At 60.9% G+C, this 15,612-nt stretch carries 14 protein-coding genes and 3 pseudogenes; 11 read left to right on the top strand and 6 right to left on the bottom strand.

Annotated elements, in window-relative coordinates; genetic code table 11:
- The first annotated feature begins 207 nt into the window (after positions 1 to 207).
- The 3 genes from OH764_RS26190 to fdhF are packed head-to-tail and all read left to right on the top strand — an operon-like array spanning position 208 to position 4,893.
- The gene (locus tag OH764_RS26190) at positions 208 to 726 is read left to right on the top strand and encodes a hypothetical protein (RefSeq protein WP_498849073.1); all 519 of its coding nucleotides are present in this window, start codon (positions 208 to 210) and stop codon (positions 724 to 726) included.
- 58 nt (positions 727 to 784) lie between these two features.
- Positions 785 to 2,236, top strand: coding sequence for an NADH-ubiquinone oxidoreductase-F iron-sulfur binding region domain-containing protein (locus tag OH764_RS26185; RefSeq protein WP_498849072.1), 1,452 nt, complete (start codon positions 785 to 787; stop codon positions 2,234 to 2,236).
- Positions 2,224 to 4,893 carry a formate dehydrogenase subunit alpha gene (fdhF, locus tag OH764_RS26180; protein WP_498849071.1) on the top strand — a complete coding sequence of 890 codons (2,670 nt, stop codon included), beginning with the start codon at positions 2,224 to 2,226 and terminating at the stop codon, positions 4,891 to 4,893. The genes OH764_RS26185 and fdhF overlap by 13 nt, the downstream gene beginning before the upstream one ends.
- 110 nt (positions 4,894 to 5,003) lie before the next feature.
- Here the strand turns inward: fdhF and OH764_RS26175 are convergent, their stop codons facing one another.
- From OH764_RS26175 to OH764_RS26165, 3 genes are all read right to left on the bottom strand, one after another.
- Positions 5,004 to 7,847, bottom strand: a complete 2,844-nt coding sequence (locus OH764_RS26175; RefSeq protein WP_498849070.1) for an AMP-binding protein — start codon at positions 7,845 to 7,847, stop codon at positions 5,004 to 5,006.
- 135 nt (positions 7,848 to 7,982) lie between these two features.
- On the bottom strand, positions 7,983 to 8,828 hold the full coding sequence (locus tag OH764_RS26170) for an acyl-CoA synthetase family protein (RefSeq protein ID WP_498849069.1): 846 nt from the start codon (positions 8,826 to 8,828) through the stop codon (positions 7,983 to 7,985).
- Positions 8,818 to 9,021, bottom strand: a complete 204-nt coding sequence (locus OH764_RS26165) for an AMP-binding protein (RefSeq protein ID WP_498849068.1) — start codon at positions 9,019 to 9,021, stop codon at positions 8,818 to 8,820. The genes OH764_RS26170 and OH764_RS26165 overlap by 11 nt, the downstream gene beginning before the upstream one ends.
- Before the next feature lie 35 nt (positions 9,022 to 9,056).
- On the opposite strand from OH764_RS26165, the gene OH764_RS26160 reads away from it, so the two are divergent.
- The 4 genes and pseudogenes from OH764_RS26160 to OH764_RS26145 all read left to right on the top strand — a co-directional run.
- Positions 9,057 to 9,263 (top strand): PAS domain-containing protein, encoded by a 207-nt coding sequence (locus OH764_RS26160; protein WP_498849067.1) that lies wholly within the window; start codon positions 9,057 to 9,059, stop codon positions 9,261 to 9,263.
- Positions 9,260 to 9,430, top strand: coding sequence for a hypothetical protein (locus OH764_RS26155; protein WP_498849066.1), 171 nt, complete (start codon positions 9,260 to 9,262; stop codon positions 9,428 to 9,430). Before OH764_RS26160 ends, OH764_RS26155 begins: the two co-directional genes overlap by 4 nt.
- A gap of 59 nt (positions 9,431 to 9,489) precedes the next feature.
- Positions 9,490 to 10,011: a PAS domain S-box protein gene (locus OH764_RS26150; RefSeq protein ID WP_498851299.1), complete on the top strand. Its 522-nt coding sequence runs from the start codon at positions 9,490 to 9,492 to the stop codon at positions 10,009 to 10,011.
- Positions 10,004 to 10,204: pseudogene (locus OH764_RS26145) on the top strand (acyl-CoA dehydrogenase family protein); the annotation flags it as partial. The gene OH764_RS26150 and the pseudogene OH764_RS26145, both read left to right, overlap by 8 nt.
- Positions 10,205 to 10,252: 48 nt before the next feature.
- Here the strand turns inward: OH764_RS26145 and OH764_RS26140 are convergent.
- Complete coding sequence (locus tag OH764_RS26140; protein ID WP_498849065.1) at positions 10,253 to 11,308, bottom strand: LLM class flavin-dependent oxidoreductase; 1,056 nt, start codon at positions 11,306 to 11,308, stop codon at positions 10,253 to 10,255.
- 254 nt (positions 11,309 to 11,562) lie between these two features.
- A pseudogene (locus OH764_RS26135) lies at positions 11,563 to 11,928 on the bottom strand (PDDEXK nuclease domain-containing protein); the annotation flags it as partial.
- 76 nt (positions 11,929 to 12,004) lie between these two features.
- Here OH764_RS26135 and OH764_RS26130 point away from each other — a divergent pair.
- Both OH764_RS26130 and OH764_RS26125 read left to right on the top strand, forming a co-directional pair.
- Positions 12,005 to 12,958, top strand: coding sequence for an IS5 family transposase (locus OH764_RS26130; protein WP_498847679.1), 954 nt, complete (start codon positions 12,005 to 12,007; stop codon positions 12,956 to 12,958).
- A gap of 255 nt (positions 12,959 to 13,213) precedes the next feature.
- Positions 13,214 to 13,426, top strand: coding sequence for a hypothetical protein (locus tag OH764_RS26125; RefSeq protein WP_498849064.1), 213 nt, complete (start codon positions 13,214 to 13,216; stop codon positions 13,424 to 13,426).
- Positions 13,427 to 13,802: 376 nt separating this feature from the next.
- Here OH764_RS26125 and OH764_RS26120 read toward each other — a convergent pair whose 3' ends face one another.
- Positions 13,803 to 13,973 (bottom strand): hypothetical protein, encoded by a 171-nt coding sequence (locus OH764_RS26120; RefSeq protein WP_498849063.1) that lies wholly within the window; start codon positions 13,971 to 13,973, stop codon positions 13,803 to 13,805.
- Between the two features lie 115 nt (positions 13,974 to 14,088).
- On the opposite strand from OH764_RS26120, the gene OH764_RS26115 reads away from it, so the two are divergent.
- Together OH764_RS26115 and OH764_RS26110 are read left to right on the top strand one after the other, a co-directional pair.
- Positions 14,089 to 14,538, top strand: a complete 450-nt coding sequence (locus tag OH764_RS26115; protein ID WP_498849062.1) for an SET domain-containing protein — start codon at positions 14,089 to 14,091, stop codon at positions 14,536 to 14,538.
- Between the two features lie 699 nt (positions 14,539 to 15,237).
- Positions 15,238 to 15,492, top strand: a pseudogene (locus OH764_RS26110) (hypothetical protein); the annotation flags it as partial.
- Positions 15,493 to 15,612 lie beyond the last annotated feature (120 nt).

Here is a 15,612-nt window from a genome sequence, read left to right as displayed (position 1 = left end):
GCAACCGGTTTCAGTAATCGATTCGGACGCTTGCGAACCGCGACTGCATGTCTGGACCGACGGGGTAGTTTGCTTAATCATGCACAGATGGCCAATGGATGTGCGTACCTCATCGCCGGATGAAAAGCACAAAAGAGAAGTACCCCTCACACAAAGAGGCAAAGGCTCTCTGACGTTTGTCGTCTCCTCGCATTGACGGTGGTTGTGATGGAAGTTCATTTTCACGAAGCCCAGCTCAAACGCAGAACTCCTGATTGGCGTGCAGCAATAGTCGCCGGCGTGATCGCGGCAGCTGTTCTTATGTGTTCTGCCATAGGCGTGATCATTGCAAACGGCGGGAGCCTGTGGGGAGCGATTCGCATGGTCGCCGCCATTGTGATGGGGGACAGTGTTTTCGTGGAGCCGGTCTCATACAATATCGCAGTGCTGATAGTGACGCTCACGGGTCATTTGACTTTGGCAATCGGGTATTCACTTGTTCTCGCAGCGCTCATTGAAGTGTGTAACGTTTACTCCGACTTGTTAATGACGTTGATCGTGGGAGCAGTGTTCGGTGCATTTCTCTACCTCGTGAATTTCTACGTCATGACAGCGGTGTTTGCGTGGTTCATCGATGCCCGAACGTGGACCAATCTTAGCCTGCACATTCTTTATGGTCTTGTGGCCGGGATCTCTTACATGCAGATTGCAAGGCTTCGAGAGTCGCTCCGGACGAGACGTCGTTGACGTTACACGACAAGTCATTTCAACGGCGTACCATGTCCCGGTACGCAAGGAGCGCGAGATGAAGCCGATGCAACGCCACGCCGCGACCAGCAGCTTCTATCATCTGGCCGGCATGCCACTGACAGGCTGTGCCTGCAACGGTCTGGCCTGCTTCGCCGCCCGTGCGGACAACCCCGCACGTTGGACCAAGGCGTGTCAGCAGCGCTCACCGATCTACTGCCTCGGCAAGTGCTATGCAGCGCCCAGTGACGCCGACCACGACACCTCGCCGCATATCGCGGTCCACAGCCGCCGCAGTGTGCTACTGGAAAACGTGAGCACTGGTGGTGTGTGTGGGCTGGCCGAATACCAGAAGTGCGGTGGCGGCACGGCACGCCTCTGCGCACTGTCCATGCCGCCGGCGGATGTGGTGCGGCTGATCGACGTTGCCCGATTGCGAGGTCGCGGGGGAGGAGGCTTTCCGGCGGGCCGGAAATGGCAAGCCATGGCAGCGCAGCACGCACCGCGCAAGTATCTGGTGATCAATGCAGACGAAGGCGATCCCGGTGCGTTCTCCGATCGCTTTCTGCTGGAGCGCGATCCGTTCCGCCTGATCGAAGCCGCCATCATCGCCGCCCATGCGACGTGCGCGACGCACGGCTATATCTACCTGCGCAAGGAATACCCCGATGCAGCGCGCGTGCTCGCCAACGCATTGCTTGAGGCGCGGGCCGCCGGCTGGCTAGGTGAGCAATTCGACCTTGAATGCGTGATTGGCGAAGGCAGTTATCTGTGCGGCGAAGAGACCGCGCTACTCAACGCGCTGGAGGGCCGCCGGCCAGAAGCGCGCCTGCGGCCGCCGCAGCTCACGGAGCACGGGCTGTTCGGCTTGCCGACCCTGGTGCAAAACGTGGAAACCCTGTGCGCCGTACCTTGGGTCGTCACACACGGAGCGGACGCTTACGCCCGGTTGGGCTTCTCGCAGAGTCGCGGCACCAAGTTGCTGTCGCTCAACTCCCTGTTCCGCAGACCGGGGCTATACGAAGTGGAATTCGGCATTCCGCTCTCGTGCGTGGTCGACGAACTCGGCGGCGGGCTGCGGCGCGGCCAGCTCAAGGGCGTTATGGTGGGCGGGCCACTGGCCGGGATCGTGCCGCCCGCGCTGCTCGGTACCCGGCTGGGTTACGAGGAAATGCAGGCAATCGGTTGCGCAGTCGGTCACGGGGGCGTGATCGCCTTTGCCGACGATACACCGCTGATGGCCATCGTCGAGGAGGTGTTCCGCTTCGGCGCGCGCGAGTCCTGCGGTAAGTGCACACCATGCCACCTGGGCACGCCAAGGCTGGCGGCCATGTTCGCCGCCGTTAAGGAAGGCGGCCCGAGGCGTGGCAGTGACGATGCGGCCCAATGTGAAGCGCTGCTGGAGGCACTCGCGGCCACCAGCTTGTGTGGGCACGGGCGCGGCCTGACCGAGTTCGCTCGCGCCGTGCAGACTCATTACGGTGAGGAGTGGTCGGCATGCTTCGGATAGCGATCAATGGCGTCGCGCATGAAGTGCGGCCCGGTACGTGCCTGCTGGATGCACTGGAGCAGGCCGGTGCGGCGGTGCCGCATACCTGTCATGACAAACGCTTGCCCCCGGCCGGCGCTTGCCGACTGTGCGTGGTGGAAATCGACGGCCAGCCCCGGCCGGTCGCGAGTTGCGCCGCCACTGTAGAGGATGGCATTCAGGTGCACACTCATACGCCGGCGCTGGAGGCGTTGCGTCGAACCAATCTGGCGCTGATCGCGGCACACTACCAACCGCAAGCTGTCGTCGCCGAACCAGGGCGGCCCTTCCATCAACTCCTTGCCCGCTACAACCTGACGGCAGGCGGGGCGATGCTCGCTCCGCTGTTCCATGACGACAGTCACCCCTATCTCGGCGTGGCAATGGAGCGCTGCATTCATTGCTATCGCTGCGTGCGGATCTGCGAAGACGTGCAGGGTCAGTTCGTTTGGGAGACCTGGCAGCGCGGCGAAGAAACCCATGTCGCACCCGGCAAGGGGCCGACCTTGCTCGATGGCGGCTGCGTGAGTTGCGGCGCGTGCGTCGATACCTGCCCGACCGGCGCGTTGTTCGACAAGCGCAGCCCGAGCGAGCCGACCGACTGGACCCGCACCACGTGCGGTTACTGTGGCGTTGGTTGCCAGATGGAGGTCGGCTGCAGTAATGGCCGGGTCGTGACGGTGCGGCCCGCAGATCACCCCACCAACCGGGGCCACCTGTGCGCGAAAGGCCGGTATGCCTTCGAGTTCAACCATGCGGCGGATCGCGTCGTCACACCGATGATCCGCCGCGGCGGTGAATGGCAAGCGGCAAGCTGGGACGATGCGCTCGATTTCATCGCCAGCCGGCTGCGCGCGATCATCGCTAGCGCCGGGCCGGACGCGATTGGCGTACTGGGTTCAGCCCGCGCCAGCAACGAGGAAAACTATCTGCTGCAGAAGTTTGCCCGCGTGGTGCTAGGCACAAACAACGTCGATTGCTGCGCACGCGTCTGCCATACCCCCAGCGCCAAGGCGCTCAAGACCATGCTGGGCACCGGAGCCGCGACCAACTGCTTTGACGACATCGAAGTCGCCAACGCCTTTCTGCTGTGCGGCGCCAACCCGACCGAGAACCACCCCATCGTCGGTGCGCGCATCAAGCAAGCTGTCCTGCATGGAGCCAGGCTCGTGGTGGTGGACCCGCGCCGCACCGAACTTGCGCAGCTTGCCGATGTTCATCTGGCGGTGCGGCCCGGCTGCAACATTCCGCTATTCAACGCCATGGCCGCGACGCTGATCGACGAAGGCCTGGTCGATCGGTCCTTTCTGGCCGAACGGGTGACCGGCTTCGAGGACTTTGCCGCCTTCGTCACGAAGTACGCCCCGGAGCGGGTTGCAGATGCTTGCGGCGTTACAGCAACGGACATCCGTGCCGCCGCACGCATTTATGCAACCGCCCAGCCGGCGATGTGTTTTCATGGTCTGGGCGTGACCGAGCACCTGCAAGGCACGGAGGGCGCGATGACGCTCATCAATCTCGCCTTGCTGACCGGCAATCTCGGCAAGTCTGGCGCCGGCATCAACCCTTTGCGCGGCCAGAATAATGTACAAGGGTCGGCGCAAATGGGATGTGACCCAGTTTCGTTGACCGGCTCGCAACTGATCAAGGACGCCGGGCCGCGCTTCGAAGCCGCCTGGGACTGCCGGCTACCCGCCACGCATGGCCTGGATCTGCTGCAGATGATGGATGCTGCGCGTGACGGCAAGCTCAAGGCGCTGTGGGCGTGTGGTTACGACGTCTACCTGTCGCTGGCCAACGAAACAGCCACCCGCAATGCGCTGGCGAAACTGGATCTGGTGATCGTACAAGACCTATTTGTCAACGAGACCGCACGCTCGTTCGGCACCGTGTTCCTGCCTGCCGCGTCGTTCTTCGAAAAAGACGGCACCTTCATGAACGCGGACCGGCGGGTGCAGCGCATCCGCCGCGTGGTGCCGCCGCCAGGCGTTGCCAAGCCGGACTGGTGGATCGTCCAGGCACTCGCTGCCAGGCTCGACCATGCGCGAGGCTTCAGCTTTGACAGCCCGGGCGCCATCTGGGACGAGGTACGTACGCTTTGGCCAGACGGGGCCGGTCTGTCCTACGACCGGCTGGAACGAGAAAGCCTTCACTGGCCTTGTCCAGGCGAGGCACACCCCGGGACACCGATCTTGCACCGGACGCACTTTCCGATCGGCAAGACCGCTGCGCTGGCGCTAATCGACTTCATACCCACGTGCGAGACCACCGACGATACCTACCCCTTGCTTCTGACCACCGGTCGCACGCTGTATCAGTTCAATGCAGGCACGATGACCTGCCGCACGCCTGACGCGCAGCTGTGCCCGACCGATACGCTCGACATGTCCCCGGCGGACGCAGCGCAACTGGGGATGGCGGATGGCGATTCGGTACTTGTGCGTAGCCGGCATGGCGCGACTACGCTGCCGCTGCGCGTGACCGGGCACGTACGGCCGGGGCAGCTGTTCACCACCTTCCACCGACCTGAACTGTTCGTGAACCGCGTCACTTCCCCCGTGCGCGATCGGCTGGTACATGCACCCGAATACAAGGTGACCGCGGTGCGGGTGGAGCGAGCGATGAAAGGTCGGAGATGACTCCGGCGCAGTGGTGGAACTCGGAGGCCCTTCCGGTTATAGGCGTTGACCCGCGTTTGCTTTCAGACGCGGTTATATGGGCATTGATTTGCGCATCACGAACATCGTAGTCAAATAGCGTCGTGACGAGTGGGTATGTCCAGTGGGGAAATTTCACTCAGAACCCGTTCCCCGCAATGGCCTGCTATTGCATCGCGTGCGGCGTCGCGCAGGCCCGCAGCAGCCTTCATGTCCTCTCCTGTTGGTTCCAGAGCGGGGAGCACGGTAACTGTTACGTCGGCTCGCGTTGGCAACCACTGTCCATCGGCAAGCACAACGCGTGCGCCCGCGATTGCGACCGGTACGACAGGCCGGTGCGATGCGCAGGCGGCCACAAAGGCGCCGAGACGAAACTGCCGCAGTCCCGCGGATCGGACGAATGTTCCTTCAGGAAAGAGGAGCAGCGAGGTTCCAGCCGTCGCCTGCTTCAGCAGTTCGCGTTCGTCTTCGGCCATGCGCGGATAGTCGACGCGCTCGACAAAGCGGGTGCCGATTGCCCGAAGGAAGGCACCCATCAACAATCCGCCGGCCAACTCACGCTTGGCGACGATGCCAAGCGGCATGGGGATGGCCGCCAGCAACACGAGGCCGTCAAGGTAGCTCGCGTGATTCGCAACAAAGATGGCCGGCCGCGCCATGTCGATGAGTTCGGCACCGCGTACCGTCACGCGAATGCCTGCAAGCATGAGGGCTAGCTGTGCCGCGCGCGATGCAATCGCCCAGTTTCGCCTGGCGTCCGGATGCGATACGGTCATCAACCATGTCGGTATGGCGATCAGGGTTACGACCAGCCAGCACCATGCGCCGTAGGCGATCTGCCCGGCGGCGGCTCGAACCCGCCGGCCGATTGGCCGTACGGTGTTCGTTCCGATGTCGAGCCACTGAAGCCACGCAGGGCGTGGCAGGAGATTCCCGCGACTACGCAGGTACATCTCCATCGTAGCCGCGTGACGAATCTTGCCGCTCGATGTCTTCAGAATGCTATGCGGCGGGACCAGAGCGATTTCTTCCGGCGGAGCGCCCAGCAGAGCCACGGAGGCTTCGTTAATGCCAGTGCGCATCGCCGCGATTGCCTCAGGTGCCGTTTCGCGAGTCTCCGCAATGACGATCAGGCGATCGGTACCGGTCTCAATGTCGGGCGTTCCACACACTGCGACACAACCGTTGCGCACGCCAGGCAGATGCCCGACAGCCGCCTCCAGTTCATAGGGGAAGAAGTGACGCCCGGCCCGAATCACCAGATCCTTTACGCGGCCCGTGATGAACAGTTCTTCATCGGCCATATATCCCAGATCGCCGGTATCGAGCCAGCCATCATGAATTAGCCGCGCGGTCAGCTCCGCATTCTGAAAATACCCACGCGTCGCGGATGGACTTCGGAATTCAATTCTCCCAACCGTTCTTTCGGATACGTCATTGCCGTCGACGTCAACGATGCGGATCTGGTTGCGGGGTAATGCGCGTCCGCACGAGACCAGTTCGAGTGCGTCATCTGGCGATTCCGCTTTTGCTGCACGCTGTAACTCAGCCAGTCGGCTGCGACTGATACAGTCTGTTCGCACCCCGCGGCCCGGCTCCGAAAACGCGAGTCCAAGCGTGTTTTCCGCCAGGCCGTAGACGGGGGTCAGGGCGGTTTCCCTGAACCCATGATCGGCAAAGCGTGAGGCGAATGCTCGCATGGTCGGCGCGCTGACGGGTTCTGCGCCGCAGAATGCGAGGCGCAATGAAGACAGATCGACGCCTTCGAGATCGGCGTCGTCGATCCGGCGCGTGCATCGCTCGTAGGCAAAGTTGGGTGCCGCCGTAATGGTGGCACGGTAGTGGCCGATCGCCTGCAACCAGTGCGCTGGACGTGCGAGGAACGTCAGCGGGGACATCAGAATCAACGGGATACCAAAGTAAAGCGGCCCGAACCAGGCTCCAATCAGGCCCATGTCGTGGTACAGAGGGAGCCAGCTCGCGAAGATGTCGTGTTCCTCGATCCGGGCAGTCTCTCCCATCGCCCGGATATTGGCGAGCAGATTGGCGTGTGTGAGCACCACGCCTTTTGGCGCACCTGTGCTACCGGAAGTGTACTGAAGCAACGCGACGTCTTGTGCGCGAGGGATATACCGCTCATTGTCCGTTTCGCCCATGAGCTGATGCGTCGTCACGATCTCACGCAACGTCGGTATCCGCGCCTTTGCCAGAAGACTTGCTACGAGTGCGTGTGACGGCACGATCATGACGCGTGAGCGCGCATCCAGCAGAATGGCCGCGTGTCGCTTCAGGTGATCGTCGATCCGTGCCGATTGCACAGGCGGATACACCGGCACGACTACTGCGCCGGCGAGCAGGATTCCCGCAAAGCAGGCGAAATAGTCGTTACCGGTCGGCAACATCAGTGCGACGGTGTCGCCGGGGTTCACGCCGAGTCTGTGCAACCCGCTCGATACCCGTAGAGCTGCCTCGTACAGCGCCGAGTAGGTCATTGTGTGTGACGACGCTTCCTCGTCGAGAAATACGATGTGCGTGTGTTCAGGTCGCCGGGATACGTGCCACTGCAATGCCTCGACCAGCGTTTGTGCTGCGATCGGCGGGTCAAGGGTGTCGGTCGGCGCTGGAAGCTCAGCGGTGCCGATTGCGCACCCGGGTTGCCCCGATGTTTCTCCTTCAAGTGCGCGCAGTAAATCGCCGGGCGTCTTCGCCTGCTCGAACAACGCAACCGGAAAATGCACGCCGAGCGTTTTCTCGATGCGAGCCAGCAGTTCGGTGCGCGCGAGACTGTCGAGGCCAAGGTCACGTTCGAACTCGCTGTTCAGCGTGACGCCATGTGGCCTGTATCCCCGTGGGCCGACTTCAGCGGCGAAAGCCTCGGCTATATCGAGCAACCGTTGGGCGTCGCTCGATCGGCGGCGGGTGACGTCTTCGTTCATATCGCACGACCGCTTCCGTGTCGGGATTTCAGCATAGGCGCGACGGGGAGGAGGGCGCTTGATCGTCGTCAATTGCTGAATTGCGCCTCGCGCGCAATCACGCGCCGTTACCCTGCAATCGCATCCCTGGCTCGGTCAGGTTAACGTTCGGCGGAGTACCTTGCCGAGCTGGCTCAGAGGCAAGGTGTCACGGAATTCAATTGACCGGGGAACCTTGTAGGCGCTTAGATTAGCGCGGCAGTGCTCCAGCACGGCGGCGGCAGTAAGATCCGCCGAGGACCGGACGACGAATAGTTTGACGGCGTGTCCGGTCCTTTTATCCGGCACGCCAACTACCGCAGCGGCGCTTACGCCCGCAAGCGCGCAGACCACGGTTTCGACGTCCGAGGGGTAAACCTTGAAACCGGACACGACGATCACGTCTTTCTTGCGGTCCACCAAGACGAGCATCTGCGCGGGCGTGAGATAACCAACGTCCCCCGTGCGAAGCCAGCCCTCGGTCGAGATCACTTCCGCGGTCTCGACGGGGTTCATCCAGTAGCCGCGCATGACCTGCGGGCCCCGGACCCAGACTTCTCCGATGACACCCGCGGCGACAACTGCGTTGTTGTCGTCACGGATGCTAACCTCGGTTGAAGGCAACGGATGACCGACTGATCCGGAAAAGTGCTTTGCATCCATCGGATTCACGCAGACGACTGGCGACGCTTCGGTCAGCCCGTACCCTTCGATAATCGGCACTCCCGTTGCTGACTGCCATCGCGCGGCAACCGAAGCCTGAATCGCTGCGCCGCCGCCGATCACGAGATGCAGGCGTGACCAGTCCATACCGTCGAAATGCGGTGCGGCGAGAAGGGCATTGAACAGTGTATGCACGCCTAGCAGCGCGGTGGGCCGTGCGTGGCGCATGGTTCTGACGAGCGCGGCAAGGTCGTGGGGATCCGTCACCAGGACATTGTGGCCGCCAATTTCAACAAACATCAGCAGACCGGCGGTCAGCGCGAATATATGAAAGAGTGGGCGGTGTGAGAATGGTCTGAGGCGTAGAACAGAACGCCGAACCCAGCCATGTACGAATCTGTGCGACGTTCGAGCTAAGGTTGCGATGCGTGAGCATCGCGCACTTGGGAGTGCCTGTGGTTCCTCCCGTGTATTGCGTGAACCAGACTATCAAGCCGATTCCGAGTGACAGGATGAGGCAGGACAAAATTGAATAAAGAATTTGAAGCTGTGCGGATTGAAGAACTCCTTGCGCTGGATGGCAAGTACCTCGATGCGCTGCCTTTCGGCGTTATCGGCTTCGCTCCAGACGCGATTGTCACTGTGTACAACGAGACCGAAGCGAGGAGCGCCGGATTGCGAGCGGAGAGAGTGCTCGGGAAGCATTTGTTCGAGGAGAGATTGCGCCCTGTATGAATAACTTCATGGTGGCGCAGCGATTTGCCGACGAGGACGAACTGGACCATATAGTTACCTACGTGCTGACCTTGCGGATGCGCCCCACGCCCGTGAGACTGCGGTTGCTCAAAGCTCCGGAGCACGCGACGCGGTTCGTGTTGATTGAGCGAAGGGCAGTGAAGTGAGCGCGGACCACCTCGAACGAACTGAGCTCGAGTCGGAGTATGAGACCCTGCTTTCTTTCATGTATCTCTCGCCAGTCGGCATTGTCCGCAGTGATGCAGACGGCGTTGTTGACATGATGAACCCGCTCGCGGCACAGCTTTTGATGCCTCTGGTGAAAGACGGAAGCATTGAAAACATCTTTGATAGCCTCGCGTCCGTCGCACCGGAGCTTCGCAATCTGGTGAGCAGTTTTCAGGCGGAGCGTGGTCCCGTCTGCGAGAACCATCGAGTGTTCGTGACACAAGCCAAAGATGGACCGGTGGTCCTCGGCTGCTCCATCATCAAGGTGGCCACGAACCTGTTAATGACCGTCTTATCGGATATCTCGCGACAGGTCGCTGCCGAGCGCCGGGCCAGGCAGACCGAGGCCTGGCTCGCCGGAATCTACACAAGTGTCAACGACTTCGCGTTTGTCACACTGGACTCGGGCGGTCGCATCGAAACCTGGAATTCTTCTGTCGAGCGACTTACTGGCTTCGCTGAGGCTGATGTCATGGGACGGACGCTTTCACGCTTCTACGCCCGGGACGAGGCTCGATGACCTTGCTCCGCAAATAGCAAGCTGGCTGCTCGATCTCGGCTCGGGCTCGGTCGTCTCGCGTTTCGGCGCACTCGACCGGCATTGGCGAAACATCAAGGTGATTGCGTCGCACAACCCCCGGCTATACAAGGAAAGTCTGCTCGGACAGCATATGCTGAGCGGCCAGTTGCCGCCCAACGGCGCGTTCTTTTAGGCGCCCGCGAGGTCTTCGCTTGCGATTCAAATGCGAAGACCCGCGCGCTCAGCCAAGCAGACGGCGCACCCGCGGCATGACTTCCTCGGCGAACGCGGCCATGTCCGCCTCGAATGGCTGGAACTGCAGCATGAATAGTTCGATGCCGGCGCGGTGGAAGTCGACGACGCGTCGAGCGACCGTGTCGTAGTCGCCGACGAGGCCCGCAGCCGTGCCACCGTTCGAACCCACCCGAGGTGAGCGCGCGAACGTCTGGTGCATGACTGCATTCGGATCGATGTTCGCCTTTTGCCGCTCGCGGAGCGGCTTGTCGAGGTCTGCAAGGGCGAACAGGTGATCGAGGTGCGCTTCGGCGGCGGCCTGCGTGCCGCGAGCGATCAGGAAAGCCGACAGGCCGAAGCGCAGCGCATCGTGTCCAGGAGGCCGCGCGCGCGAGGAGACATCCGCGATAAGACCCGCTACGTCGTCGTGCGGTTGCCCGTTGATGAACCACACATCGCCATGAGCCGCCACGAGCGAGCGCGCCGGCTCCGACTCGCCGCCGACATAGATGCGCGGCCGTGCTCGGAACGGATCGGCCGGACGCAACTGATAGTCGTCGATGCGAAAGTTGTCTCCGCGATGAGTGACGGCTTGGCCGCGCAGCAGTGCGTCCACGACGGCGATCCATTCGCGGCCGTACGCATAGCGCTCGTCGTGTTCGGCAAAGCCAATGCCGGCGCGTTCGAGTTCCGGACGATTCCAGGCGTTGACGAGGTTGATCGCGAAACGTCCCCCGCTGATGTGTTCAATCTGCTGCGCCATTTTCGCGAGCACGACCGGATGGTAAAGATACGGCTTGATTGCGGCGATGATCTCGATGCGCGACGTCAGCGCCGCCAATGCGGCCGACGCGGTCCACGCTCCGAGCTGATCGAGCGAAGGGTCATGCGGATTGACGGTGTGCTGCGCGACGAGCACGGAGTCGTAGCCGAGCCGCTCGGCTTCGAGCACAAGTGCCTTGTTGTGCGCCCACGAAGCGTCGTACGGTTCCGCAGGATCCTGCAGCGCTGCACGGCTTCCATGTACGAGCGCCCAAACGCCGAAGCGGGGAGGGTTGGACATCGCCTGTGACTCCTGAGGCAGAGTGAGGAAACTGTCAATGCTAACGCGGCCCCGTTGATGGCATTCGAAGTTCTAGCGATATGCAATTGCCGCATCGGCATTTAGGTGCGCAGACTCCGCTACGGAGCGTCTTCATGCCGTGTCGAGTTGCCGCTCAGCTGCGCACAGCAGCCCGAAACGAACTCCGGTCAAGACCTCGCTGGTGCCACGCTTACGTTCGAACGTTGCCAACGATCCGTGAATGCGCGGCTGCATCACGGCTCATCTTTATCCATGCCGCCCAACTCGCGCTCGATCTGTTCGATACTCGGCAGACTTGCCTGTAATTCGGCGGGAAGGTCCTGCAGCAACTTGAACTCGGCAATCCCCATTGGCTGACTTTTGTCGCTCAGCGCGTACTCGGCCACCAGCCTGTTCTTACCCTTGCAAAGGAGTAGGCCAATGCTGCGGTTGTCATGCTCTCCCTTTACCTGCCTGTCCACAGCGGTCAGATAAAAACCCAACTGCCCCAGATGCTCCGGCCTGAATTCCCCCGCCTTCAGTTCAATCACGACGTAGCATCGCAACTTCAGGTGATAAAACAGCAGGTCAATAAAAAAATCATCGCCTCCCACATTTAAGGATGGTCTGCAAAAGTCCTGGCGTCGAAGTCTGGTTGTCCTATCCTGGAAGAACGGGAATTAAAGGAGTTCCTCGATGACACAGCTCGGTCTTGGCCTGGATCTTTCAACGAAACGCACGCGCAAGCGGGAATTTCTCGATGAGATGAGGCGCGTTGTGCCATGGTCGAGGTTGATTGCGTTGATCGAACCGCACTATCCGAAGGGTAAGACTGGAAGGCCGCCGTTTCCGGTTGCGACGATGCTGCAGATTCACTTCATGCAGCAGTGGTTTGGGCTTTCGGACCCGGCGATGGAAGAGGCGCTTTATGACGTGCCGCTGTACCGTGAGTTTGCGGGGCTGGACGAAGGTATGACGCGTTTGCCAGACGAAAGCACGATTCTGCGGTTCCGCCACCTTCTCGAAACGCACGGACTGGCCGCGCAGATGCTCGCCCTGGTCAATGAGATCCTGAGTGAAAAAGGCTTGATGTTGAAGGCAGGGTCAGCGGTCGATGCGACCTTGATTAGCGCACCGAGTTCGACAAAGAACGGCTCTGGCAAACGGGACCCGGAGATGCATCAGACGAAGAAAGGGAATCAATGGTACTTCGGGATGAAAGCGCACATCGGCGTGGACGCAGAGTCGGGGCTGGTCCACACCGTCATTGGTACGGCAGCCAACGTGCACGACATCAATGCGGCCGAAGCGTTGTTGCACGGCCAGGAAAAGGATGTGTACGCTGACGCCGGATATCAGGGTATAGAAAAGCGATGTCAGGCGAACCCGGTACGCTGGCATGTCGCGATGCGACCGGGCAAGCGTCGACAACTGGACCTGACCAATCGTCTGGACGCGATATACAACCAGATTGAGCGCCTGAAGGCTGGCGTGCGCGCCAAGGTTGAACATCCGTTTCGCGTGCTCAAGCAGCAGTTTGGTTACACGAAGACCCGCTACCGAGGATTGGTGAAGAACACCGCGCAGATCACGACACTGTTTGCGCTGGGCAACCTCTGGATGGCGCGCAAGGCTTTAAACAAAGCGTGAAACGCCCGGCGCATCAGGCCGTGAGTCTCGGCAAACGAAGGTCATCATGCTTCAAAAGCCGCACGATCAACCTGCTGGCAGACTCTGCGGCCGATACGCCCAACGTGAAAAAAGATCGGCGCACATGAAAACATGTTGTGCAGACCTTCCCTAGATCCATCTAGAGAAATTCATCTGCCATGGTCGCCTCAGTTCGATCTATGGCGTGTTCGGCGCGGGCTTTCGCGGCATGTAAATTGGGTCGAGAAAGCACACATGCTCGCGCCGATGCTAAGAAATGGAGCTTGGGCCATTGTTCCCAGCTTTTTAACGCTGCCATTGTCCACGGAAACCGGATGCACGATCCATCGGATCGCTTTAAATGCGCCTGATCCACTTTCTCTTTTTATGATTTTGCGCAAACAGAGCAGCGATGCCACTGCACGACAGCAGCAACTCATCGAGATGGCTCTTGCCGCCCTCAAATGACGTGACGCGGCAATAGGAGGATAGGCCGACAAAGACACACACCGAGCCTGACTAAGTGACGTTTGCGACGGCGCGACAAAAGCGCTGCGCTGGCCAATCGTGTCACCACCGCCCCTGGTGTCTCCAACGCTCACTGAGCAACGATTCGCCAATGCCCGGTGTCTCGTTGTGAGCAGCCGTTGCGCCATCACCATCACGTATGGCCACTCAGGGTCGATCAGAGCCCGTCGTCGTCGGACTCAGTTCGGCCAGCTGCTGCCACTCACCGGCCGCATAGTCGGACCGTGGTTGCGGACTGGATCGGTGCATAGAAGCACTCCAATTGCTCGATAGTCTTTCAGGCGCCACCGTGCATGTGCACCTGGCTCGGCATCACTTAACGGATCTGGAACATACGGTCGGATGACGCGCGAAATGGGTCTGCTGTCAAGACGGATACCACCCCTGATTCAACCGCCCCTCTTTCAGATCGGTTCCCGAAGTGCGCTTCGGCGATCAGCTTCTCCAGCTGCTCCTTCTGCGCAAGCAGATCCTTGTAGCGTTCCATCTGGTTGAATTCTCGTTGAGTATGATGGACGATTCTACCAGGCGCGAGTTGCTGTCAAGTCTGCTCCGGGTCACGCTAACGAGCGCGCGTTCGACATTCACTGCAACGGGTACTGATGAAAAGAATTGCTGTCCGCCGCTCGGGCGTTCACGGTCGCGGCGTCTTTGCGCTGCGACCGATCAGCGCGGGCGAACTCATCCTTGAGTATGCCGGCACGGTCATGAGCTGGAAACAGGCTATCTCTCGCCATCGCCGATTCGGCAAGGAGGGGCACACGTTCCTATTTGGGCTATCCGATGGGCGGGTCATCGACGGTTCGCTTGGTGGCAATAGCGCGCGTTGGCTCAATCACGCCTGCGTCGCCAATTGCGAGGCCGTCGAGTCCGGTGGAAGAGTACACATCCACGCGGTTTCGGATATCAAGCCGGGCGAGGAGCTTTTCATCACGTATGGGCTCTCAGTAGAGGGCCGGCTGTCTGCTGCCATACGCGCGCAATATGATTGCCGCTGCGGTCACCGTCGATGCCGCGGGACGATGCTTGCCTCCACGGGACGCTCCACCTAGCGAAGGTCGGCAGACCGACCGTCTGTCGGGTCAGGCTAACGAGCGCGTCCTCCCCTATGTCTTTGTGCGGGCGAGCGCCTCGGCCCCGACCGTATACGCCCGCGCGTTCGACGCTATTGCTACCACACGATCGCGCCGGCGGTGCCGGCGACCGGCACCGGCAGGCCCAAGCCATCCAGTGTAAGTAGACCGCGAACCATGGAGCCTGCCAGAAGTGCCGATGCAACGAGGCCCATACCGGCCGTCAGTTTTCGACCGGCTTCATTCACCGGTCGTTTTCCTTGCTACACCGTGCGCGCGAGCGCGAGGAATATCTCGCCAGCTCCCTTCCATTATCGTGGTTCCCTTTCGCCGTGCGGAGACCTGTCAATTGCGGCTGCCGGTGGCGGTGATGATGCCGGTGCTGCTGGGCTGAGTCTTGGAAACTCGCCTCCCGCTGCGACTACGGCCTGATGATACGCACTGGCCAATACGATGTCCTTTTCACCTGGGAGCAGTCTGTCGATGGCACGGATTGATACTTTCGTGACCTAACAGGTGTCCGCAACGGAAGCGGCGCTCCGGTTGACCAGAACGCGCGCGAGACGATCCGCGTCGGCTTTGCCTTTGACTTCTGTCGTCATCATCTTGCGGGCATCATGCCGGTCCTCTTGCTCTTCGCCACGGTCCAACATGCACGCCCGTTTGAACGCGCTGCGCGAACGCTTAACCGAGCTGTTGAGTAGTTTTGCCTTTTTCGTACCGGGTAACATTGGCTTGCAGGAAGGCAGCTTCGTTGAGATCGGAGGCTTGCTAGGTCTCGATGCGCCCACCTGCCTCGCGCTGGCGGGCGGCCGGCGCGTTCGGGATCTGCCGTTCTTTGTGCCGGGACTCGTTGTCTGGGAACTGGCTGAACGTTCGTTTTGCTTTCGGCGCTCACCAACCTTGAAGCCCGGCAGCGCAAATGGCAAATGATCGCGTGAACATGAAATTGCCATTCGTGGTTGAATTGAAGTGATAAGCGCAGACGCGAGGTTCCGTCATCGGCGACGGATCTCATCCTTTTGCAGTGCTGCATCCACCTGGGCGCTTCCA

The organism is Burkholderia sp. M6-3, from assembly GCF_050858985.1.
Lineage (GTDB): Bacteria > Pseudomonadota > Gammaproteobacteria > Burkholderiales > Burkholderiaceae > Paraburkholderia > Paraburkholderia caledonica.
The sequence above is the reverse complement of the archived record's forward strand: the minus strand, read 5'-3'. Positions and strand labels throughout refer to the sequence as shown.